Annotated in this window: 19 protein-coding genes; 9 read left to right on the forward strand and 10 right to left on the reverse strand. The window is 70.5% G+C overall.

The features are described from left to right. Nucleotides 1-209 precede the first annotated feature (209 nt). Nucleotides 210-3,263, forward strand: coding sequence for an NACHT domain-containing protein (locus VSH64_RS11350; protein WP_326835505.1), 3,054 nt, complete (start codon nucleotides 210-212; stop codon nucleotides 3,261-3,263). Nucleotides 3,264-3,481: 218 nt separating this feature from the next. Here the strand turns inward: VSH64_RS11350 and VSH64_RS11355 are convergent, their stop codons facing one another. From VSH64_RS11355 to VSH64_RS11385, 7 genes are all read right to left on the reverse strand, one after another. Beyond that, the gene (locus VSH64_RS11355) at nucleotides 3,482-6,595 is read right to left on the reverse strand and encodes an amidohydrolase family protein (RefSeq protein ID WP_326835506.1); all 3,114 of its coding nucleotides are present in this window, start codon (nucleotides 6,593-6,595) and stop codon (nucleotides 3,482-3,484) included. 185 nt (nucleotides 6,596-6,780) lie between these two features. Then, the gene (locus tag VSH64_RS11360) at nucleotides 6,781-7,713 is read right to left on the reverse strand and encodes a TIGR03619 family F420-dependent LLM class oxidoreductase (RefSeq protein WP_326835507.1); all 933 of its coding nucleotides are present in this window, start codon (nucleotides 7,711-7,713) and stop codon (nucleotides 6,781-6,783) included. Nucleotides 7,714-7,797: 84 nt separating this feature from the next. Further along, nucleotides 7,798-8,421: a TetR/AcrR family transcriptional regulator gene (locus tag VSH64_RS11365; RefSeq protein ID WP_326835508.1), complete on the reverse strand. Its 624-nt coding sequence runs from the start codon at nucleotides 8,419-8,421 to the stop codon at nucleotides 7,798-7,800. Nucleotides 8,422-8,745: 324 nt separating this feature from the next. Further along, nucleotides 8,746-9,243 carry a hypothetical protein gene (locus VSH64_RS11370; protein ID WP_326835509.1) on the reverse strand — a complete coding sequence of 166 codons (498 nt, stop codon included), beginning with the start codon at nucleotides 9,241-9,243 and terminating at the stop codon, nucleotides 8,746-8,748. 111 nt (nucleotides 9,244-9,354) lie between these two features. Continuing rightward, nucleotides 9,355-9,792 carry a VOC family protein gene (locus VSH64_RS11375; RefSeq protein ID WP_326837936.1) on the reverse strand — a complete coding sequence of 146 codons (438 nt, stop codon included), beginning with the start codon at nucleotides 9,790-9,792 and terminating at the stop codon, nucleotides 9,355-9,357. Nucleotides 9,793-9,883: 91 nt separating this feature from the next. Next, complete coding sequence (locus tag VSH64_RS11380; protein WP_326835510.1) at nucleotides 9,884-10,702, reverse strand: nuclear transport factor 2 family protein; 819 nt, start codon at nucleotides 10,700-10,702, stop codon at nucleotides 9,884-9,886. A gap of 590 nt (nucleotides 10,703-11,292) precedes the next feature. Then, nucleotides 11,293-12,720: an AAA-type ATPase lid domain-containing protein gene (locus VSH64_RS11385; RefSeq protein WP_326835511.1), complete on the reverse strand. Its 1,428-nt coding sequence runs from the start codon at nucleotides 12,718-12,720 to the stop codon at nucleotides 11,293-11,295. A 197-nt stretch (nucleotides 12,721-12,917) separates the two neighbouring features. On the opposite strand from VSH64_RS11385, the gene VSH64_RS11390 reads away from it, so the two are divergent. From VSH64_RS11390 to VSH64_RS11410, 5 genes are all read left to right on the forward strand, one after another. Then, entirely contained in the window at nucleotides 12,918-13,943 is a 1,026-nt protein-coding gene (locus VSH64_RS11390; RefSeq protein ID WP_326835512.1) for an amidohydrolase family protein, read from the forward strand. Next, nucleotides 13,943-14,695, forward strand: coding sequence for an iron-sulfur cluster assembly protein (locus VSH64_RS11395; RefSeq protein ID WP_326835513.1), 753 nt, complete (start codon nucleotides 13,943-13,945; stop codon nucleotides 14,693-14,695). Before VSH64_RS11390 ends, VSH64_RS11395 begins: the two co-directional genes overlap by 1 nt. Next, nucleotides 14,692-15,717 (forward strand): NAD(P)-dependent alcohol dehydrogenase, encoded by a 1,026-nt coding sequence (locus tag VSH64_RS11400; protein WP_326835514.1) that lies wholly within the window; start codon nucleotides 14,692-14,694, stop codon nucleotides 15,715-15,717. Before VSH64_RS11395 ends, VSH64_RS11400 begins: the two co-directional genes overlap by 4 nt. An 80-nt stretch (nucleotides 15,718-15,797) precedes the next feature. Then, entirely contained in the window at nucleotides 15,798-16,118 is a 321-nt protein-coding gene (locus VSH64_RS11405) for a putative quinol monooxygenase (RefSeq protein WP_326835515.1), read from the forward strand. Nucleotides 16,119-16,216: 98 nt separating this feature from the next. Beyond that, nucleotides 16,217-17,188, forward strand: coding sequence for an LLM class flavin-dependent oxidoreductase (locus VSH64_RS11410; protein ID WP_326835516.1), 972 nt, complete (start codon nucleotides 16,217-16,219; stop codon nucleotides 17,186-17,188). 65 nt (nucleotides 17,189-17,253) lie between these two features. On the opposite strand, the gene VSH64_RS11415 is transcribed toward VSH64_RS11410, so the two are convergent. The 3 genes from VSH64_RS11415 to VSH64_RS11425 all read right to left on the reverse strand — a co-directional run bounded on the left by VSH64_RS11415 (nucleotide 17,254) and on the right by VSH64_RS11425 (nucleotide 19,728). Continuing rightward, on the reverse strand, nucleotides 17,254-18,249 hold the full coding sequence (locus VSH64_RS11415) for a helix-turn-helix transcriptional regulator (protein ID WP_326835517.1): 996 nt from the start codon (nucleotides 18,247-18,249) through the stop codon (nucleotides 17,254-17,256). A 21-nt stretch (nucleotides 18,250-18,270) separates the two neighbouring features. Further along, the gene (locus VSH64_RS11420; protein ID WP_326835518.1) at nucleotides 18,271-19,374 is read right to left on the reverse strand and encodes an LLM class flavin-dependent oxidoreductase; all 1,104 of its coding nucleotides are present in this window, start codon (nucleotides 19,372-19,374) and stop codon (nucleotides 18,271-18,273) included. Between the two features lie 165 nt (nucleotides 19,375-19,539). Then, entirely contained in the window at nucleotides 19,540-19,728 is a 189-nt protein-coding gene (locus tag VSH64_RS11425) for a hypothetical protein (RefSeq protein WP_326835519.1), read from the reverse strand. A gap of 107 nt (nucleotides 19,729-19,835) precedes the next feature. On the opposite strand from VSH64_RS11425, the gene VSH64_RS11430 reads away from it, so the two are divergent. The 3 genes from VSH64_RS11430 to VSH64_RS11440 all read left to right on the forward strand — a co-directional run bounded on the left by VSH64_RS11430 (nucleotide 19,836) and on the right by VSH64_RS11440 (nucleotide 22,346). After that, a complete protein-coding gene (locus VSH64_RS11430) occupies nucleotides 19,836-20,135 on the forward strand; it encodes a hypothetical protein (protein ID WP_326835520.1) in 300 nt (99 codons plus the stop codon). Nucleotides 20,136-20,146: 11 nt separating this feature from the next. Continuing rightward, nucleotides 20,147-21,805 (forward strand): phytoene desaturase family protein, encoded by a 1,659-nt coding sequence (locus tag VSH64_RS11435; RefSeq protein WP_326835521.1) that lies wholly within the window; start codon nucleotides 20,147-20,149, stop codon nucleotides 21,803-21,805. 94 nt (nucleotides 21,806-21,899) lie between these two features. Continuing rightward, the gene (locus VSH64_RS11440; protein WP_326835522.1) at nucleotides 21,900-22,346 is read left to right on the forward strand and encodes a hypothetical protein; all 447 of its coding nucleotides are present in this window, start codon (nucleotides 21,900-21,902) and stop codon (nucleotides 22,344-22,346) included. Nucleotides 22,347-22,370: the final 24 nt, after the last annotated feature.

Below are 22,370 nucleotides of genomic sequence, written 5' to 3' on the forward strand. Positions count from 1 at the left end.
CAGATCTTCCGCCGCGAAGATCCTTTTGCTACGGCGGGGCAAGGTAGACGGCTGTGGTGGGGTGACCGACAGGGCGTGGGTGGTGGTCGAGCGACTGTGACTGTCTCGGCAGCGTGGTGGCGGGATCATCGCCGTCGAAGCCGCGCAAGTAACGCTCGGCAGCTCCGACGCGATCGCTGGTGGACAAGTTCCGGCGGCGAGGAGGATGGATGGCAACGGCGGAGGAGCGGTACGAGGAGCTCGAGGACAGCTACCTCCCGGAGGGGCTTGATGGGGAGTCTGTAATCCACGTCTACATCGCGGCCATAGATTTCCAGCTCCGGTTTGTGACCATGTGCGCCGCCGCCAAGATCCGCGAACTTGACCCGGACCACGTGCGGCTACACCGCTCGCCCGGGTTCGGCACGTTCCTCGCTTACCTCAGCACCGCACTCGCGTTTCTCCGGGGTACCGTGCAGGCGAGCGCTGACCCGGTCGAGGAGCTGATCGAGGCGGTCCGTATGGAGATAGACCAGGCAAGCGGTAAAGATCCCCAGTTCGGAACTCTCAAGAAGCTCCGGGACCACTTGTTCCACGGCAATCCACTCCCCACTGGCGTCGCAAGACACACCACGACTGAACGGGTTCGCCGGACCATGCAGAACCTCTCATCTCTGATCCGGGGGTATCTCGCAGGGGCGGAGCTGGACACAGTCGCCGACGAAAGTGGAATGTTCCAGCTTGAGCTGCGATGGCCGGGAAGGCGCCTCGGGACATGGCCGTTCATCTGCCTCGACGAAGCCGGGCGGATGTGCGTGCTCACCAGCTTTACCGGCACGGCACCGGCTTACCTCCGCGCCGATCACAGTGAGGTCCGCGTCGAAACCAGCGGAGACGACCTCATGATCGCGCTTAACCGCTCCTTGCGCGCGCAGAATGAGGACAGAACGTTCCGGGGGTTCGTAGATGACCTGCGGGCCGATCTCGACGGTTTCCGCGACCTCGACCACGCGCTGCACCCCTACGACGAGGACGCTGAAGTCACCGTCTACTGGCACCAGGCCCTCAGCACCGGCGCTGAACCGCGTACCGATCGCTTTCGGATCGGCGACAGCGATCAGCGTCTCTGGCGGGACGACCAGACCAATGCCTGGCTACCGTACCGCGACTTCCTGCGCCGCCTAGCCAACTGGCAGGTGGTGGCCAGCCGTGTGCGCCAGCACCTTGTGGCGGTGGAGCAAGAGTTGGTTGCTGGCGAGCGCAAGGCACTCGGGTGGACAAAGGCGACTGACGACCTCGTGACGCCGCGGGTCAAGGTCGCCTCGATGCAGGACGCGGAGACCGCGGGATCCGTCGTATACATGGACTTTACTAGCCTGCAGGACGAGATCGACGAGCGGCTAAGGATGCGTAGCACCCAGACCCGGGTCTACTTCGTACGCGGCGAGGCTGGCATCGGCAAAACCCGCGCGCTCGTTACCGCAGCGCTGGACCGCGCGAGAGCTATCGAGAACGAAGACGAGAGCATACCCTCGGACCAGCGGCTGCCGCTCTTCTACTTTGTCCGTTCCACAGGGGAGACTTCGGGAAGTCTCGACAACGCCATCGCGGCTGCCAGCGCCGCGACCCGCAACCTCGAACTCGAAACTGTCCGGACGCTCTGCCGGAACGGGCTGATTGCGCTCTTCATCGATGGATTTGACGAACTACTCGGCGGCGTCGGCTACGAGAACGCACTCGGGTCCCTGAAGCCGTGGATCGACGCAATGGGCGGGCGTGGCGTTATTGTCGTGTCGGCCCGTTCGTCGTATTATCTGAACCAGTACCGGACGAGCCTGATCAGGGAACAACTGCGGCAACAGGTCCTTGTACAGCATCGCGTGGCATCGCTGCAGCCGTGGCGCGAGACGGATCTTGACGGATTTCTACGCAAACACGGTATCGACCCCGTCACCTTGGATGGCCTCGAATATGAGGATAAGCAGTTGCTGGGGCTTCCCTTTTTTGCTCGCGTCTACGTCGAAGCGGTCTCGGCCGGGCGAGTGGGAGTCGCCACTCTCCCCGACATTGTCCTTGAGCAGTACCTGCAGCGGGAATCGATGAAGCTCCTCATGGGACGCGGTCAGGAAAAACCGCTCCTCTCGCCCGCAGAGCTGCGCCGCACGTTCGAGTCGCTCGCCGCGCTGATGGCGGAGCAGGGTGCCCGTGCGGTGGAACTCGATGATCTGGAACTTGCGGTTCAGGACGCGCTGTCCGAAGATGACCTCCAGGTCCGTCCGGGTTTGCGCCAGAGGTTGTCAGTATTGTGCGGCCTCGCAGTCGACGAGGGCTCCTCGGCGAAACGACTGTTCGCATTCCAGCATGAACTCTTCTACGATCTTTTTCTCGCTGACGCCATCCTTTCGGAGTTGCGACGAGACCAGCTCGATATTGTTGTTTCCATGCTGGTCAAGACGCAGCTTCGTGTCGCGACGGCAGCACGCGTAGTCCGCTCGGAACCGCGAGCGGTGGAAGATCTCCTCAGGATGAGCTCAACGCGCGCCGACGACCTCGCCGCCGGAAGACACGAGGCGTACCGCGCGAACCTCGGCTCCCTGTGGGCGCTAATCGCCCGGCACACAAAGACCCTGTTTGACGTCGAACTCGAGGGCCTCACCTTCGCGGAGCTTGACCTCACGGGAGTCGAAGTGGCCAATGTGACTTTTCGCGAGTGCACATTCGGCCGGCTTGAGCTCCCAGCTGAAAGGGCCAAGAACCTGCGGTTTGAGCGGGGCACGATTGACGCCCTGTGGCTGCCGGCTGAAAGCCAGCACCTCCCAGGCATTGATCGCTTCGAGGACACCGAGGTTAGCCAGCTGGTCGCATCGGGGTCGCTGTTTGAACGACCGCAGGAGATCCAGCGGACGCTTCAGAAACTCGGTCTGCCTGTCCCGACCGTGCCCGACGCCGGTCACAACAAGGAGTTTGTCGACGCCGTACAAGCCCTTCTGAACAACTTCAGGCAGCGTCCCGATTCGGTGGTGGTCTACCAACGTGATCTGATGCCGGCGGACGACAACTCGCGGTGGCAGCTGGCCTTCGGGTCAGAGGTGTGGACCACTTTCATCAAGTTTCTGCGGGACTCCCATTCAGCAAAACTGGTCCCCATGTCAGCAGGCGGTGCAGCAGTGCAGCGCGTGCGGGTCCAGTCCATCGAGCAACTGTGCCGCCCAGGCACCGGTGACAACCCGGGCGTGGTTGATTTTTGGGCCCGCGTGGCGTCCTGTGGCGTCAAACCTAGTTGAGGTCGCCGCACGTTACGTCAAGGTGGCGACTCTCAAGTGTACGAATAGCTCGCCGGGAGAGGAGCGCGTCTCGCCGTAGTCAGCCTCCTGGAGTGCCTCCGCGATCAAACGGCAGCGACGGCTCAGCCCCGTGCTCACGCTCGATCTGACTGCTCACGCCAGTCCATCATGGCAAGGGATCAGACCGGATCTGCAGTTAGATCAATCTCGCGGCGGACCTAGTGCCCGCTGCAGCACGACGTGCGTGCCGTGGCCACGTAGTGCGGGTCGTGCCACCAGAAAGCGGCGTTGGCGGGGTGGTCCGGCACGGCGGCGAGCCGCGTGTTCACCGCGGTGGTCGACGCGGTTTTCGTGAACGGAGCGAGCAGATCGTCGACGGTGTGCACGCGACCGGCGACGAGCGTCTGCCGGACGTCGGCCGCGGCGGTGATGTCGGTGAGCGGGTCGCCGCCGAGCACCACGAGATCCGCGTAGCAGCCGCGCGCGACGCGGCCCAGCGGCTCGCCGAGCACCTCGCCGGCGATGCTGGTGGCGGTGGTGAGCGCTTCGTACGGCGTGAAGCCGTACTTCACCATCGCGCGCAGGTTCATGTGCGTGCTCACGGCGGTGTGGTCGATGGGGGAGTCGGTGCCGGTCACCACCCGGCCGCCGCCGCGCAGGATCGCCGCCGCCTGGGCGACCTGGCGCCGCAGGTTGTCCAGCAGCGCGGTCTGGTCCGCGGATTTCGCGGCGGTCACGGAGTTCTGCAGCGACGTGTACTCCCACGCCGGGTACAGCGTCCGCACGCGGTGATCGGTCACGAGGCTGGTGTCGTCGCGGAACAGCGCGGTGGCGGCGAACAGCGTGGGCGTGCGTGCGGCGCCGCGGCGCACGAACGGCTCCACCACGTCGTCGTAGCCGGTGCCGAGCAGCGACACCGTGCGCGAGTAGCCGAGCCGGTTGGTGGCACCCATGTGTTCCATGCCGTCGCCGCCGAACGCGAGCGCCGGGTGGTGGTAGTGCGAGGTCACCGGCAAGTTCCGGGCGTGGGCCCACTCGATCACGCGCCGGTGCCTCTCGGGGCTGAGCCGCACGTAGGCCTTGAGCAGGTCGTAGTCGAGCTTCTCCGCGCGTTCCAGTTCGAGGTCCAGCTGGCGGTCGTCGTAGGTGGGGCGCATGAAGTTGTAGTAGATGCGCGAGCCGTCGATCGCCTCGCCGGTGGCGAAGTACCGCGGCCCGATCCGCGCGCCGGACTGGATCGACTCGCGTTCCTCCACCATGTGGTACGCCGGGCTGCCGGGGGAGCGGGTGGTGGTGAAGCCGAGTGACAGCCAGAGCCGGCCCTGGCGATCGCCGTAGCCGTAGCCCTGCATCTGGCGGTGGTTGTGCATGTCGATCAGGCCCGGAACGACCACTCCGCCCCGCGCGTCGACGATCGTGCCGTCGAGTCCGCTGCCGGCGCGCTCGACGCCGGTGATCCGGCCGCCGTCCACCACGATGTCCACCTCGGACCGCAGCGTGCGTGAGGTGCCGTCCCACATCCGGCCGGCCCGGACCACCACGCGGCCGCGGCTGCGGGTGTTGGTCCAGGTCAGGTTGGTCGGCACGGTGCGCGGGGTGCCGCCCGAGACCGGGACCAGGCGCAGCCGGCCGTTGTTGAGGTACAGCAGCGTGCGCGAGTCGCCGCTCCAGCTCGGCGCGTCGGTGACCTCGTCGGTGAGCTGCCGCGGCTTGCCCGCGAACGTGCCGTCGGCGTGCACGTCGACGACCCAGAGCACGCTGGCCACCACGAACGCCATCCGCCGGCCGTCGGGCGACCACACCGGTCCGTCGTCGCCACGGGTCTGCAGCGAGCGCTCGGGCATCGGGTCCACGTAACGGCCCTTGCCGGTCGCCACGTCCACGAGCAGGATCTTGCTGAGCCCTTCGCGGTAGCGCGCGGAATACGGCTTCACCGCGGCGAGCGCGAGCACCTTGCCGTCGGCCGACCACGTCGGGCGGCCGGGTTCGAACGTGGCCGTGAAGATCTGCCGCACCACGCCGGTCGCGACCTCCACCGTGTGCAGCGCGCCGGTCTGGTCGAGGAACGCGATCCGCTCGCCGTCGGGCGACCAGGTGCCCGACACCGCGGCGAGGTCGGGCAGGTTCGTGAGCTGTCGGTCCTGCCCCGTTTTCAGGTCGCGGATCCAGAGGTCGAGCGTGCCGCCGCGGTCGGTGGAGTACGAGAGCCGCGTGCCGTCGGGGGACCACGCGGGATCGCTCTTCCACCAGCCGTCGCCGGTCAGCGGACGCGGGGCGCGGCCGAGCTGCATGATCTGGATGTCGTTGAGGGCGCGGAACGCGACGCTGCGACCGTCGGGCGAGAGTACCGGGCTGCCGATGCCGAGCACGGCTTTCGGCGTCGTGGAGGTGAAGTCCCGCGGCCGCGCGTACACCGGTCCGTTCGCGACCGAGAGGGGAGCGGTGAACGGGATGTCGGTGGCCGCGCCGCCGGCGAGGCCGCGTTTGCGCAGCGCGCCGTCGGCGGTGTAGAAGTATTCGTCCTTACCGAGCCAAGAAACGCGGAACGGGAACACGTCCTCGCCGGAGAACAGCGGTTTCCCGCCGCGCACCAGCTCCGCGGCGCCGACCGCGATCGGCGGCAGACCACCGGAGTAGCGCGCGTAGACCAGGTCGGCGCCATCCGGTGTCCACATCGGACTGTGCAACACCGTGCCGGGCTCGCTCACGTGCGTGCTGCGCGCGCCGCCGGCGACGGTCACCACGTCGATCCTGGTGCCGGCGGCCACGAACGCGAGCTTGGTGCCGTCCGGTGACCACGCCGGTTCGTACTCCTCGTCGGCGGTGTCGGTGACGAGCGTGGTCTTGCCCGACGCCACGTCGAGCAGGTGGATGCCGTAGCTGCCCGGTGCGTCCGAGGAGAAGGCGATGGTGGTGCCGTCGGGCGAGAACACCGGTTCGCGGTGGTCGAACGGACCGCTCGTGAGCCGGTGCAGGCCGGTGCCGTCGGCGTGGATCGTCCAGAGGTCGAAGCTGCCTTCGCGGTAGGACTGGAAAACCAGCGTCGTGCTGTCCGGCGACCACGTGGGCACGGCGATGTCGAACAGGTCGCCGGTCAGCCGCTTCGCCTGCCCACCACCGGCCGGCACGAGCCACAGCACGCCGAGCAGGTCCAGCGCCACGAGCCGGCCGTCGGGCGAGACCTGCGCCGCGACGTTCGTGCCCTGCCGTACCGCCAGCGGCCGGCCCGCGCGCGGCTCGGCCACCGCGAGTCCCGCGCCGGCCGTGCCGAGGCCCACCGCGCCGACCGCACCCGCCACCCCGGTCAGGAAACCGCGCCTGTTGACCGTCACCGAATCCCCCTCCACCTCGCCGCAAGATCGACTCGGACCCTAGCCCCGGGGTGTGCCGTGCGTGAGCCCTCGACCACGGAACGACACGAACAGACCAGCGAGATCTGCCCGGTCGTCCCCCGGCGGGCGGTGCGACCGGGACGGTTCGGGCCACGCGGGCGCCGCGGCGGTCCGGATCGCCGCGGTCAGAGCCCGGCGGCGCGGAACTCCGTGTGGAAGCGGGCGAGAAGGTCGCTGTACTCCTCGATGTCGCGCGAGATGGTGTGCAGCGTCAGCACCGATTCCTCCACGCCCGCGGCACCGAGTTCGGCGAGGTCGCCCAGGATCTGCTCGATGCTGCCCTGGTACGGCGCGCGGTCTTCGGTGCGCACGCGAACGAACTCACCGCCCAGCGCGATGATCGCGATGCAGCGCAGCGCCTGCGGGTCACGCCCGTGCGCCTCGGCCTGCTTGCGCAGGTCCGTCAGCGTGGTGGCGACCTGCGCGGGCGGCACCATCACCGGCAGCCAGCCGTCGGCGCGGCGCGCGACGCGGTCGAGCGGCTTGCGCGACCAGCCGCCGAGGAACACGGGGATCCGCTCGGCGGGTTTGGGGCCGGTTTCGGCCGGCCACAAGCGGTAGCGCTCGTTTTCGAACGAGGCCGGGTCCGGGCCCCACACCGCGTCGGCCACGTCGAGGAACTCCTCGAGGGCGTCGCCGCGTTCGGCCATCGGGCGCGGCGCGGTGGCGGCGAACTCGTCCACGGACCAGCCCGTGCCGAGGCCCGCGATCACGCGGCCGCCGCTGACCGCGCCGATCGCGGCCAGCGAATTGGCCAGCCGGTAGGGCTGGTGCAGCGGCGGCAGCAGCACCGACGAGCCGATGGTCACGCGGGTGGTCGCGGTCGCGGCCATCGTCATCGCGACGATCGGGTCGAGCACCTTGCGGTAGACGTCGGGCCACGCGCCGTCGCCGTACTCGGTGAGGCGGTGGATGCCGGTCTGGTCTTCGGGGTAGAGCACCCGTTCGGCCACCCAGACGCTGTCGTAGCCGAGCGCTTCGGCTTCGCGGGCGCCGCGCACCAGGTCGGTGCGGGGATCGAACTTCGCGTTCTGCGGCAGTGTCACGCCGAGCTTCATCGGGTCTCCTTGCTGAACATCAGTCATTGACTGTTAATCAATGATCAGCGTACGCCGAAACCGGTCGGTGGTGAAACCGGCCGGTCAGAGCAAGGTGAGGGCCCGCGTGACGTCGAGTGCCGGGTCGAGCTCGTGGGCGGCGCGCAGGGCGCCGGCGAGCAGAGCGCAGAAGGCGGCCACGAGCGCTTCGAGCTCGAAGGGCCGCTCGGCGCGCAGCCAGTCGGCCGTGAGCCGTTCGGCCGCGTCGGCGAAGGACCGCAGGGCCGCGGCCAGGGCGTGGTTGTCCGGGTCCAGGCCGAGCAGCCCGGCGAGCACCCGCAGGTTCCGGTCGCGCAGATCGGCGAACACCTCGTCGCGGCCGCCGACGAGGACCAGGTTCAGCGCGCGGTCGGGGTGCTCGGCGAGGAAACCGAGGAAGCCGCGGAAGCGTTGCCGGATGCGGTCGGGCACGGCGGCGGGAAGCTCGGCTTCTTCTGCTTCGCGCAGCTGCTCGTGGACTTCGGTGACCGCGGCGACGTAGGCGCCCTGCTTGCCCTGGAAGTGGTGGGACACGAGCCCGTGGGCCACGCCGGCCGTGCGCGCGATGTCGCCGACCGTGACCTCGAGGTAGGGCCGCCGCGAGAACTCCTGCAGCGCGGCGTCGAGCAGCTTCCGCCGGGTTTGTTCGGCAGCGGCCTGGCGCGCGGTCAGGGGTTTCTCGGAGGACACGGAACGTCACCGTACTGCAGGACGCGGCCGGTGCCGTTCGTGGTCACCACGAGTGGTGGGAAAAGGTGATTCTTTTTCGCGAAAAGAATCACTGAGAATGGTGAATCAGGCTTCGGCGACTGCGAGTCCGCTCACGCACAAGCCCGCGGTGGCGAAGCCGCTCACGACGTGACCGAGAATCCGGCGAAGGTGAATCATGGTCATTTCCTCCCTGTCGATCCCGGGCCGTCCCAAGGCTTTTCACGATCGACGCTAACAGGAAATGCGATCACCGCGCGCTCGAAAACGATCTTGTACGCTATCGGGCCACCGTCGCCTTTTCGCTCACGCTGTGTCGCGGACGAGCGTTTTCCCGGCCGGCGTCCGCCGCACGCGGCCCCACGGTTTGAACACCGTCGCCAGGTAGGAGAACAGCAGCAGGCTGGGCGCCACGACCACCGGTGGCAGCAGATCGGCCGGATTCCCGGCGGCGTCGATCCCCGGCCGCAGCGCGACGAGGATCAGCACGGCCATGAGCACGTTCACCGCCAGCTTCGCGACGACCCACCAGTACCGGACCAGGCCGTACCTGCTGCTCAACCCGAGCACGGTGCCGGTGGCGAGCGTGAGCACACTCGCCGCGAACATCGGCCACACCGCGAAGAACTGCAGGGCGTGCAGGGAAGTCGTGATCACGGCGGGGTCGTCGGTCACCATCGCCGTGACCGCGAGGATGCCCAGCGCGAGGTCGAGGCCGAACCACGCCGCCGCGGACACGAGGTGCCCGACGAGGTACCACTTCCGGGTGCGGGCGCCGAGTCGCCACCCCTGTCCGGTCGCCATGCCGCCTCCTCCGCCGATGGCCGGTGCTGTGCGGTCCATCGTCGGGGGAAATCGCGTGGCCGTCGTCCGTCGAGCAACGGCACTCGGCCGTACTGCCAGGGGCGTACGCGGTCAGCGGCCCGGTAGCCGCTCGGTGATCTCCTGCAGCAGCCAGCCATTGCCGTCCGGGTCGGCGAAAGAGGCGAACGAGCCGTAGCTCTGGTGCTCGGGCGCGGGGCCGGGCACCCGGTCGGCGGTGCCGGCGTGATGGAACACGCCGCCCGCGTCGTGGAAGACCTCGCTCACGGCGACACCGAGGCCGGCGAGCTCGGCGCGGGCGGCGTCGATGTCGGTGACCACGAGGTGCAGGCCCTGCGCCGTGCCGGGTTCGATGGCGCTCACGCCCGAGCCGAAGATGATCGAGCACGGCGACCCGGGCGGGGTCAGCTGCACGACGCGGAAGCCCGAGGCGTCGGTGTAGTCGGCGTCCTCCCGCCAGCCGAGCCCGGTGTAGAACGCCTTGGCGCGGTCGACGTCCGCGACCGGCAGCACCACCACTTCGAGCTTCATGTCCACGGCCTCGGCTCCTTTCAGGACGGTCGAGCCCAGTCTCGGCCGGACGGCCGCGGGCCGCATCGCCCGGACGGAGTGATCCCGCCGGTCACGCGGCGGGCGCCTCGATGTCGTCGTACACGCGCACCGCGCTGAGCAACCCGTCCGGGCCGCGGTCGAACACGCACACGCCGGCCTGCGGGGGCACGTCGTGGCTGCCCCAGTGCACGCAGGTGTATTCGAGCACGCAGCGCACCCCGTCGTCGGTGACCACACACGGCTCCAGGTGCACCCCGCCGGCGGCGAGCGTCCGGGTGAAGAACTCGCGCAACTCGTCGGGACCGGTGTGGCGCGCGTGGGCGCCGATCGGCTCGCGCAGGTAACCGCCGGGGGAGAAGGTGGCCACGAGCGCGCCGGCGTCCCCGGCGTCGAGCGCCTCGAGGTAGTGCCCGACCACGTCGCCGAGCGGCGTGTCGGCCGACGCGAGGATCGCGGGACGCAGGTGCCGCTTCCCGTCGACCGGCCACTGGCTGCAGTAGGTGCGGAACACCACCGACCGCTCGTCGGCCGACTCCGCCACGACCGCCACCGGCCAGGCCACCTGCCCGTCGTCGCCGAGCCTCGCCAGCAGCTCCACCACGGCCCGCCCGCCGGCGCGCGTGGTCGCGATCGTCTCCGCGCGAGCGTGCTGCTCACCGAGCCAGGTCTGGTTGACCTGCACGAACCGCCGCAGCTCCTTGCGCCCGCGGACCTCCCCGGCCCGCGGGTCGTACACCACGACCTCCCCGGGCCACACCGCCTCGAGCGGCTGCGCGTCACCCTCGGTCAGCGCCGCGAAGAACTGCCCGACGGGATCCGCGTGCCCCTCCACGCGCGTCTGCTTGCGCGCCAACTCGGCGGCGTTCACGAAGTCCGGGAACCACGGCATCTCGACTCACGCTCCTTCTCCGAGCGGACACCCGGACCCCACCCTGCCTCCTCGAGCGCCTCGGCGACAGTCCCGAAGAGGGTGTATAACGCCCTACATGCTGCGGCGGGGTTCGCGCTCCTGACGGGGCGTGACGGCGAGGTCAAGCCTCGACGCGCACCGACGCCGGGCTTCGGCGATCTCGGCGGAGCCGTGCGAACGCCTCAGGCCGGCCGATCGTGGCGAACCGCCCGACGATCTCGCGGGCGCAGTCGGCGGATTCCATGATTACGTCGCCGCCGGCCGAGGTGTGGGGCGATCGCGCGGTGGAATTCCCGCCGGGCCCGGCGCAGCAGAGCCTGGCCGGTGCTCGTATTGAGCGAGCTCGACGGGCCGTTGAGCACGATGACCCGGCACAGCGCCTGTGACACCCCTCCGAACCGTCGGCAACGGGCTCCCGTGCTCAGGTCGCGGACCACCAGCCGAAGCACGGGCAGCTGACGCCATTACCGAACTGTAGGCAACGGCTCTCGTCCTCAGGCGGCAGACAAGCCGCGGGAGGTCGGGCAGCCTCGCCTACAGCCGCCCGAACCGGACCCCCGCACCGGATCTCAGGAACGCAGCTGCCGGTTCTTGATCCCGTACTGGGCCATCTTCCGGTAGATCGTCGCGCGGCCCATGCCGAGTTCGGCGGCCGCGCGGACGACCGTGGCGCCGGGCTGGGCGAGGCAGCGGACGATCTCGTCGCGTTCGAGGGACTGCAGGCGGCTGAGGCGGTGGCCGGGGGTGGTGAACACCTCGGGGGGCAGGTGGTGGGTGTCGATGGTGTCGGCGCGGCCGGCGGCCTCGGTGACGGCGCGGCGCAGCTGTTTGGCGTTCTGGGGCCAGTCGTGGGTGGTCAGGGCGCGGGCGGCGGCCGGGGTGAACGAGACGGCGCGGCCGCGGGCGCGGTGGGCGAAGTGGTGCGCCAGGGGCAGGATGTCGTCGGGCCGCAGGCGCAGGGGTGGCAGCTCGACGGCGGTGTCCACGAAGGACAGCAGCGCCTTCGGGATGGCGGTGGAATCCGTTGCGGTGAGGACGAAACCGTCGCGGCTGTCGGCGAAGCGGGTGGCGAGCTCGCCGGCGGCCCAGGCCGGCAGGGTGTCGACGCCGGAGACGATCACGCAGGTGTCCGGTTTGCCGACCTCCGGGGCCCACATCGCGAGCCACGCGTCCACGTCGTCCGGGGCGGGCGGGCGCGCGTTGAGCACGCGTTCGCGCGGGTGCAGCTCGCGGCGGGCGAGCGCGGCCAGCGCCGTCTTGCCGACGCCGGGCTCGCCGACCACCGCGACCGTGCGGCCGCCGGTCATCGTGTCCATCGCCTCGAGCAGGGCGTGGTGCCAGGCGGCCGAAAGCTCGGGCGGGTCGATGCGGTCGGCGTAGACGCGGAAGACCTCGCCGCGCGGGGCCGGGCGCGGGCGGCGGCCCGAGGCGCGCGCCAGCATCAGCGAGCTGGTGTGCCCGGCGGCGGTCTGGGCCAGTGCGAGCAGCAGGCCCGAGGACTGCTCCGACCACGTCGTGAGGTTCACGCTGCCGGCGAGCGAGCCGGTGATCGGGTCGAGCACCGGCACCGCGGCGCACGTGTAGCCGCGCAGGCTGGAGCAGTAGTGCTCGCCCGCGCGCACCAGCGTCGGGGCCCGGTCGGCCAGCGCCATGCCGAGGCCGGTGGTGCCGGCGTTGTTCTCCGCGTAGGAGAACCCGGGCGCGAGGTGCACCCGATCCAGCGAACGCGTGATACCCGGGTCTCCGCACCGGCGGCTGAGCACGAGGCCTTCGCTGTCGGTGAGCATCAGGCTGATCGGTTCGTTGGCCAGCGTCGCGTGCAGCGCCCGCAGCACCTCGTCGCCGCATTCGAACAGCAGCGAGCCGGTGTCGACGGTGGCCGTGAACACGGGTTTCACCTCGTCGCCGGGCACTCCGTAGCGCGCGCTGCGCTGCCACGAAGCGCGCAGCCTCGGCGTGGTGTCGCCCCGGGGCTCGAGCCCCTCACCGCGTGTCATGCCACCTCCCGGAAGACGCCACTCTGCGTCTCGTGCCGATCGTGTGTCCGGCTCGGCCAAGGCTACGAGTTCCCAGGGTAACCGCGGTACGGGCCGATGTCTCAAATCGAGACAGCATGGCCCACCCGCACCGGCCATGATCCCCCTAAGTTCCGGTCTCGACGTGCCGATGTGGTCACGAATGCGGAGGAAAGCCCATGTACAGCAAGGACGGCGAGAAGTACTTCATCCTCGACGCGCACATCGCGCTCTGGGACGCGCGGCCGGAGAACCAGCGGAACATCCACGGCAAGCAGTTCATCGACTGCTTCTACGACTACCACCGCAACCTCAGCCCCGAGTCCGAGGTGTGGGGGTACGACGAGTACCTGTACCAGGGTGGCGAGCGGTTGATGAAGGACATCTTCGAAGACGGCTACGTGGACCACGCCATTTTCCAGCCCGCGGCCCTGCCCGCGTTCTACAACAACAACTTCGGCCAGACCGACGAGGCGTTCGCGCTGGCGCAGAAGAACCCCGACAAGCTCACCTACAACCACTGCTGGGACCCGCGCTACGGCGAGGACGGCCTCAAGCAGCTGCGGGAAGACGCCAAGCGGTTCAACCTCAAGGGTGCCAAGCTCTACACGGCCGAGTGGTTCGGTGACTCGCGCGGCTGGAAGCTCGACGACAAGTGGAGCTACCGCTACCTGGAGGCCGCCCAGGAGCTGGGGATCAAGAACATCCACATCCACAAGGGCCCGACGATCCGCCCGCTCGACCGCGACGCCTTCGACGTGGCCGACGTGGACAAGGTGGCCACCGACTTCACCGAGCTGAACTTCGTGATCGAGCACTGCGGCCTGCCGCGGCTCGAGGACTTCTGCTGGATCGCCACGCAGGAGCCGAACGTGCACGCCGGCCTGGCCGTCGCGATGCCGTTCATCCACACGCGCCCGCGCTACTTCGCGCAGATCATCGGCGAGCTGCTGTACTGGCTCGACGAGAACCGCATCCAGTTCTCCAGCGACTACGCGATCTGGACGCCGAAGTGGCTCGTGGAGAAGTTCGTGGACTTCCAGATCCCCGAGGACATGACCGAGTACGCGCCGCTCACCACGGACATCAAGAAGAAGATCCTGGGCCTCAACGCCGCGGCCATGTACGACATCCCGGTGCCCGCGGAGCTGCAGGTGAAGAACCCGCCGGCGGACGCCAAGGCGGAAGCGGCGGCGGTTGCCTGATGCCCGATCTCGAACAGCGTGCGCTCGGCGCGCTCGGTTCGGTGTACGACCCGGAGCTCGACGAACCCATCACCGATCTCGGGTTCGTGCGTTCCGTGGCCGTCGCCGACCACGAGCTCACCGTGCACCTGCGGCTGCCGACCTCGTTCTGCTCGCCCAACTTCGCGTACCTGATGGCCTCGGACGCGAAGGACGTGCTCACCGCCCTGCCGGGGGTGGAGCGCGTGGTCGTGCAGCTCGACGACCACCACGATTCCGACCTGATCAACCGGGGCCTCGCCGCCGACGCCGGGTACCTCGGCACGTTCGGCTCCGAGGCCGAGAAGGACCTCGACGAGCTGCGGCTCACCTTCCGCCGCAAGGCCCACACGGCCGCCATGGAGCGGGCGCTCACGGGGCTGCTGCGTGCAAATCCGGCGCTGCGCGAGGAAGATCTGCACGACGTCACGCTCGGCGGTCTGCCCGCCGGGCGCACCACCGACGCACTGCTGCGGCGGCGGGAGGCGCTCGGGCTGAGCGTCGAACCGGGTGAACCGGTGCTCGTGGACGAGCACGGCGCGCCCTACCCGCGCGAGGAGGTGCCGCTGCGGCTGCGCTTCGCCCGGTCGATCCGGATCTCGATCGACGGCAACGCGCACTTCTGCCGCGGCCTGCTGCGCACGCGTTACCCCGGGTCGGAGACGGACCAGACGGCCCGGCCCCACGACCCGTCCGTTTCGGCAGTCGCCGGTGAGGAGGCACGAGCTTCGTGAAGGCAGTCCAGGTCGTCGGGTACGACCAGAAGCTGCGGATGTCCGACGTCCCCGAGCCCGAGGTGACCGGGCCGCACGACGTGCTCGTGCGCATCGGCGGGGCCGGCGTGTGCCGCACCGACCTCCACATCCTCGAGGGGCAGTGGGCGGAGAAGTCCGGCGTCACGCTGCCTTACACGATCGGGCACGAGAACGCGGGCTGGGTGCAGGCCGTGGGCTCGGCGGTCACCAACGTCGCCGAGGGCGACAAGGTGATCGTGCACCCGCTGATCACGTGCGGGCTGTGCCCCGCGTGCCGGCGCGGCGACGACGTGCACTGCGAGAACAGCCAGTTCCCCGGCATCGACACCGCCGGCGGCTACGCGCAGGTGCTCAAGACCTCGGCGCGCAGCGTCGTGAAGCTCGACGACTCGCTGGAGCCCGCGGACGTCGCGGCACTGGCCGACGCCGGCCTCACCGCTTACCACGCGGCGGCCAAGGCCGCGCGCCGGCTGCGGCCGGGCGACAAGTGCGTGGTGATCGGTGCCGGCGGGCTCGGGCACATCGGCATCCAGGTGCTCAAGGCGATGACGGCGGCCGAGCTGATCGTGGTCGACCGCAACGCCGAGGCCGTGAAGCTGGCCGAGTCGATCGGTGCGGACCACGGCGTGGTCGCCGACGGCGGGCACGTGGCCGCGGTGCAGGAGCTGACCGGCGGCCACGGCGCGGAGGTCGTGGTCGACTTCGTGGGCGAGGGCGGCGCGACGCGTGACGGGGTGGCGATGCTGCGCCGTGCGGGTGATTACCACGTCGTCGGTTACGGCGAGAACATCAACATCCCGACGATCGACGTGATCTCCACGGAGATCAACTTCATCGGGAACCTCGTGGGGTCCTACACCGACCTGTGCGAGCTGATGGTGCTGGCCGCGCAGGACAAGGTGAAGCTGCACACCACCAAGTACGCGCTCGACGACTTCCAGCAGGCGCTCGACGACCTCGACGGGGGCCGCATCCGCGGCCGGGCGATCCTGATCCCGTGAGCGTGGCGCCGCGAGCGCGCCGTCCACAGCGGACGCGCGCTCGCCGGCGCTACGCTGCTGAGGGCACGAAGGAGGAACAGATGATCTTCATCACCGTGAAGTGGCAGATCAAACCGGAGTACGCGGACCGGTGGCCGGAGCTCTCGCGGGAGTTCACCGCGGCCACGCGCGCCGAACCGGGCAACAAGTGGTTCGACTGGTCCCGCAGCCTCGACAACCCGAACGAGTACGTCCTCGTCGAGGCCTTCGAAGACGACGCGGCCGGGGCGCACGTCAACGCCGATCACTTCAAGAAGGCGCAGGCGGATTTCCCGCAGTACCTGCAGAAGACCCCGGACATCATCAACACCACCCTCGACCAGGACAGCTGGTCGGAGCTGGGCGAGATGAAGGTCGACTGAGACCGGCCGGATCGGAAACGGCGGTGTGCTCCCTTTCGAGCGCGCCGCCGTTTTCGTGTTTGCGCGCGGCTTTCGCGGCTTCGTGGTAGGCAGGAGCCGTGCGCGTCTCGGTGCTCGACACCTCCCCGATCGTCGAAGGCTCCACGGCGCGCGAAGCCCTGCGCCGCACCGTCGACCTCGCGGTGCTGGCCGAGGACCTGGGTTACCACCGCTACTGGGTGCCCGAGCACCACGGCATGCGCGGCGTCGCGAGTTCGGCGCCGGCCGTGGTGGTGGGGCAGATCGCCGCGGAGACGAGCCGGATCCGCGTGGGGGCCGGCGGGGTGCTGCTGCCGAACCACGCGCCGATCGTGGTGGCCGAGCAGTTCGGCACCCTGGCCGCGTTCCACCCCGGCCGCATCGATCTCGGACTCGGCCGCGCGCCCGGTGGTCCGCGCGCCGCGGTGGCCGCCGTGCGCGGTTCGGCGGACCGCGCGGCGGAACCCTTTGCGGAGCAGGTGAAGGACCTGCTGGCCTACTTCGCCGGCGACAGGCCGGTGCCGGCGGTGCCCGCGATCGGCAACGTGCCGGACGTCTGGGTGCTGGGCTCGAGCGCGGCCGGCGCGCGGACCGCCGCCGGGCTCGGCCTGCCGTACGCCTACGCCCACCACCTGAACGCCCGCGAGGCGGTCGAAGCGCTCGCCGAGTACCGCCGGATCACCGTGCGCCCCACGCTGCTCAGCGTCGCCGTGATCGCGGCGGACACCGACGTCCACGCCGCGTGGCTGGCCGGCCCCGCGCGGCTCAAGGCGCTGAGCCGCCACCGCGGTCGGCGGATCCTGTTGCCGGATCCCGAAACGGCGGCCGTGGGCTTGTCCGACGCCGACCCCGAGGAGATCACGGCCCACAGCGATCACCTCGTGGCCGGCTCGCCGGAGACCGTGCAGGACCGGCTGCAGGGCCTGCTCGACCGCGCCGGGCCGCACGAGTTGATGATCACCACGCCGGTGTTCGACCACGCGGACCGGCGGCGGTCGTACGAGCTCGTCGCGGAAGTCGCGCAGCGGCTGCGGCCGGTGCACAGCCACTAGGCGCTCTTACTACCAGGCGCTCTTACCACCCGGCACTCTCCAGGACCACGCACTGTCCATTGTGGTCACCGGGATCGCTGCGCGGTTTCGGAAGGCAGTTCGCCGAAGCGGGCGCGGTAGTCCTGCGCGAAGCGGCTCAGGTGCGTGAACCCGCAGGAGTACGCGATCTCGGCCACCGTCCGGCTTTCCGGGCCGTCGGCGCCGAGCAGCGCGCGGTGCGCGTGGCCGAGGCGGAGGTCGCGCAGCAGCGCGGTCGGGGTGGTGCCGAGGCGGCGCCGGAACTGCTCCTGCAGCTGCCGTGGGCCGAGGCCGCCGGCACGGGCGATGTCGGCGACGGTGAGCGGTTCGGCGTGGTGGTCGTCGAGCCACGCGCGGGCCCGCTCGACCGCGTCGGCCGGCGGGTCGGCGGGGCCGGCCAGCAGTTCGGCCGACGACGTGTGCGGCAGGCCGAGCAGGATCGCCGTGAGCAACTGGTCTTCGAGCGCCCGCAGCACGGTCGGGCCGAGCGGGGCGCGGGTGTCGGCCAGCGCCAGGCAGGCGGTGCGCCACGCGGAGTCGAGCAGCGCGGACGGGCCCGCCGCCGGTGCGGTGGGCGGCAGGAAGCGCAGCGCGGTGTGCGGCGGGCGGCCCAGCAGCGTGCCGAGGTGTTCCTCGACGCGGGACATGCGGGCCGACAGCACGAGCGCGCCCGCGTGCGGGTCGGGGCGCATCACCGTGTGCGCGTCGCCGGCGAGGGCGAAGCCCGACGTGAGCACCTCGTTCCGGATCTCGGGCGCCGACACGCGCATCGGGCCCAGCGGCACGGTGAGCGCGAAGCGGTTGCGGGTCGGGAAGGCATCCACGGTCACCTGGGCGCCGTAGCGGACCACGACCAGGTTGAGCGCGCCGAGCGCCGCCACGGCCACCGTGCCGTCCGGGCGGCCGCGGCGCACGCCGATCTCGTGCACCACGGTGGCGTCCTGCACGCGATCGCGCAGGTCGGTGAGCCGCGTGGACCGCAGCGACGGCGCGAGCAGCGTCCCGTCGTGGGCGCGGTGCGGGTACCCCGTCGTCGCGGTCACCGGCGGCTCCTCTCGGTCGCGTCAGCCGGCGGGGGCCCGGGTCCCGCGGGCCTCGAGGCGCGGCAGCACTTCCTGGGCAAAGTAGCCAAGCTCGCCCGCGTAGTCCACGAACGAGAGCGTCATCCCGGCGAACCCGGCCTCGTGGAACGCCGCGATTCGGTCGGCGACGTCGTCGGGCGTGCCGATCAGGGGGCAGCTGCCGTGGCCGGCGGCGAACCGGGCGCGGAACGTCTCGAGCATCTCGGGGGTGAACGACTGCGCGTGCAGGCCCTGCAGCCGCATGAGGTTGTCGACAGCGGCCCAGTCGGCGTGCTCGTCGGCGTAGTAGTGCAGGTACTCCTCGGCCTCGGCGCGCGTCGGCCGGCACACGACGTGACCGAGGGTGAACACGCCGGCCTGGCGACCGTGCTCTCGCTGCGCCTCGGCGCGGATCGCCTCGACGATGCCGGCGCCGTCCTCGGGCCCGCCGACGATGGTGAACGCGACGTCGGCGTTGCGCGCCGCGAAGCCGCGGCCCTGCGTCGACGAACCGGCGTTGAGCACCGGCAACGGCCCGTCGTGCGGCTTCGGCATGCCCTCCACGCCTTCGAGCCGGAAGAACCGGCCTTCGTGGTCGAACCGGCCTTCCTCGGTCCAGATCCGGCGCACGACGTCCCACCACTCCTGCGCCAGCGCGTACCGTGCGTCGTGCTCGGTCGGCAGATCGGCGCCCAGGGCGCGGTACTCGGGTTCGTTCCAGCCGGCCACGATGTTGATCCCCGCGCGGCCGCTGCCGACCAGATCGGCGGTGGCGAGCTGCTTGGCGACCACCACGGGGTGGTTGAACGCGGTGTGCACGGTGGTGAACACCGTGATCCGCCGGGTGCGGGCCAGCAGCGCCGCCGCGAGGGTGGTCGGGTCGAGCACGCCCTCGTGGAAGTTGGTCTCGCCGCCGTAGCCGATCCAGCGCGCGATCGGCAGCAGGAAGTCGAGGCCGACCTCGTCGGCCAGCTCGGCCAGGCGCAGGTTGTCCTCCCAGCTGCCCGACCAGCGCTCCGGGATCTTCGTCACCGCCAGCCCGGACGAGCAGTTGGCCGAGAACAGCCCCAGCTTGAATCCCTTGCCGTCGGCGACGGGCTTGACCATGGCCTCTCCTCGAGGTGCGGTGCCGATGTGGTGTGCGGAAGTCTGGCCGCGCGGCCGCGGCGGGGCCATCCGGTGCGCGCGGGCGTCAGCCGGATCGCGCGGGTGTCCACAAAGGATCTTGGTCGTCGCACTGTCGTTGCGCGCCTGCCGGCCAGGTACCAGGGGTTACGTCGCCGACTTCGCCCGCAGCCGGGACGCGAGCTCGTCGGCGGCGTGGTCGTCGGCGGGAGACGCCTGGAACGTCGAGGACGCCTTCGTGTACGAGCGGGTCATCTCGAGGAGTTCGCGCCCGTCCGGCACGTCGAAGCGGTGCAACGCGACGAATCCCGGCATCTCGCTGGCCCGCTGGAACATGCGGAAGCCGAGGACGGCGGGCGCGGCTCGCGCCGGTGCGGCAGACTCGACGAGGCCGCTCGGAGAGCGGCGTGTTCCTGCGTCAGCGGGCCGGAAGGGGACGAAGCGTGAAGGTGCTCATCAGTGCGCAGCTGCGGCCGTCGGTGGTCGAGGCCGCGGAGCTGACCTCGCTGTCGGTCGAGCGGGCCGACGGGCTCAGCGAGACCGACGTGGACTCGGCTTTGCGAACGGCCGGTGCGGGCAGGGCGGCCGAAGGGCACGCGTGGCTCGCGGTGGCGTGGCTGCGCGACCAGGGTCCGGCGGGCGATCCACAGTGGACGGACGGTTTCGGCGAGATGATCGCCTACGCCGCGTCGAAGGGCTGGACTGATCCGGGGCAGGAGTCGGTGCGGGCGCACCTGGCCTGAGGGGAGTGCCGATGTCCGACGCGATCGTGGTCGGCAGTGGGATCAACGGGCTGGTGGCGGCGGCCGAGCTCGCGGGCGCCGGGTGGTCGGTGACGCTGGTCGAGCGTGAGGAGCGGCTCGGCGGGTTCATCGCGAGCGGCGAACGCACGCTGCCGGGGTACGTGCACGACACGTTCTCGTCGTGGCATCCGCTGTTCGTGTCCGGTGGCGCGTACGCGCAGCTGGGGGAGGAGCTGCACCGGCACGGGCTGGTGTACCGCAACACCGACGGCCCGCTCGTCGCGAGCATCGCCGACGACGGGCGCGCCGTGGTGGCGCACCGCGACCCGGAGCGCACCGCGGAGCAGTTCGGGCACGCCGAAGACCGCGGCCGGTACCTGAAAGCGTTGCAGGACTTCCTCGACCAGGCCGGGCCGGTCGGCGGGCTGATGGGTGCCGAGCTGCGCTCGCCCGCGATGCTGCGCCACGCCGGCGGGCTGGCACGAGGGCTCGGCCGCGCCGGGACCGAACGGTGGCTGCGCGACCTCGTGACCAGCGGCCGATCGTGGTGCGCGCGGGAGTTCACCGGCACGGAGGTCGACCAGCTGTGGGTGCCGTGGCTGCTGCACGCCGGCCTGGCGCCCGACCAGGCTTCGGGTGGGTTCCTCGTGCCGGTGCTGGCCGCGACGTTGCACGGCTTCGGCCCGCCCGTGGTCGAGGGCGGGGCCGGCCGGTTCGTCGAGGCGTTCCGGTCGCTGCTGGCGGAGCGCGGCGTGGAGATCCGCACCGGCGCGCCGGTGGAGCGCATCCTCGTGGACAACGGCCGGGCGACCGGGGTCGTGGCGGGTGGCGAGACGCTGCGGGCCAGACGGGCCGTGGTCGCGTCGGTGACTCCGACGGCGCTGTACGGCGAGCTGCTGCCGGCGGGGTCGGTGCCGGCGCAGGTGACCGACGAGGCCCGCCGCTTCCGCTACGGCCGGGCCGAGCTGCAGATCCACGTCGCCCTCTCCGCACCGCCGCACTGGCGCGACGAGCGGCTGCGCGAGATCCCGCTGGTCCACGTGAGCGACGGTTCGGCCGGCACGGGCATCGCCTGCGCCGAGGCGGAAGCCGGCCTGCTGCCCGCCCGGCCGACGATCGTGGTCGGCCAGCAGTACCTGCTCGACCCGTCGCGTGTCCCCGCGGGCGCGGCCTCGTTGTGGTTGCAGCTGCAGGAAACCCCCTTCGCCCCGCGCGGCGACGCGGCCGGCGAGCTCGACACTTCGGCCGGCTGGAACCCGGCCCTCGCGCAGGCCTACGCCTCCCGCGTGCTCGACCGCATCGCCCGGCACGCACCCGGCCTGCGCGATTCCGTGCTGGCCGTCGACGTGATCACCCCACCGGACCTGACGGCGGCCAACCCCAACGCCGTCGCCGGCGATCCCTACGGCGGCGCCGCCGAACTCGACCAGAGTTTCCACTGGCGCCCGCTGCCCAGCGCCGCCCACCACCGCACCCCGGTGCCCGGCCTCTGGCACATCGGCGCCTCGACGCACCCGGGCGCGGGCCTCGGCGGCGGATCCGGCCACCTCGTGGCGCAGAGCCTCCTCACGCCTTCGCGGTTCGAGTCGACGAAGACCGCGGTCGCGTCGTGGTTGCGGGGATCGAGCCAGCTCCCGCCGCGGCGCGGCACTCCTCGTCCGCAGGTATGAGGCCGGGCCGCAGGTTCGTCCGCGCGGTCGATCTTCGCCGGGCCCGGTTCCGGGAGTCTCGACGCATCGGCACGCGACGGACGGAGAGACCCCGATGCTGAACACGGACTTCATCCCGGAGACGCAGCGGCTGCCCCAGGGCCGGATCACAGGGCTGCCCGCGTGGTACTTCGTGCTGGTGGGGCTGCTCGCGGCGAGCGGTGACCTCACGGCGCAGTTCCAGGACAAGTACCCGTGGATCGCGGTGCTGCCGCTCGCGATCGTCGGCGTGCATCTGCTGCTGTGGTCCACGATGCTCGCGCGGCGTCGGCAGCTGCTGCGCGCGGTGTGGCGCCGCAAGCGGGCGGTGGGCCTGGTGGTGGCGCTGTTCGTGGCGCGGCTGCTCGTGCAGCTGGGCTTGACGCGGCTGACCGACAGTGTGGCGCCGCTGCACAGCTACGCGCACCTGGTCCTCGCCCTGGTGATGCTCACACTCACCACGATCGGCGCCTGGTTCGACCAGTGGCTGGTGCTGCGTGTGGTGAACAAGGACCGCGCGTGACCCGTCCACCGAAGATCTCCCGGC

It is taken from the genome of Amycolatopsis rhabdoformis (assembly GCF_035918295.1).
Taxonomy (GTDB): domain Bacteria; phylum Actinomycetota; class Actinomycetes; order Mycobacteriales; family Pseudonocardiaceae; genus Amycolatopsis; species Amycolatopsis rhabdoformis.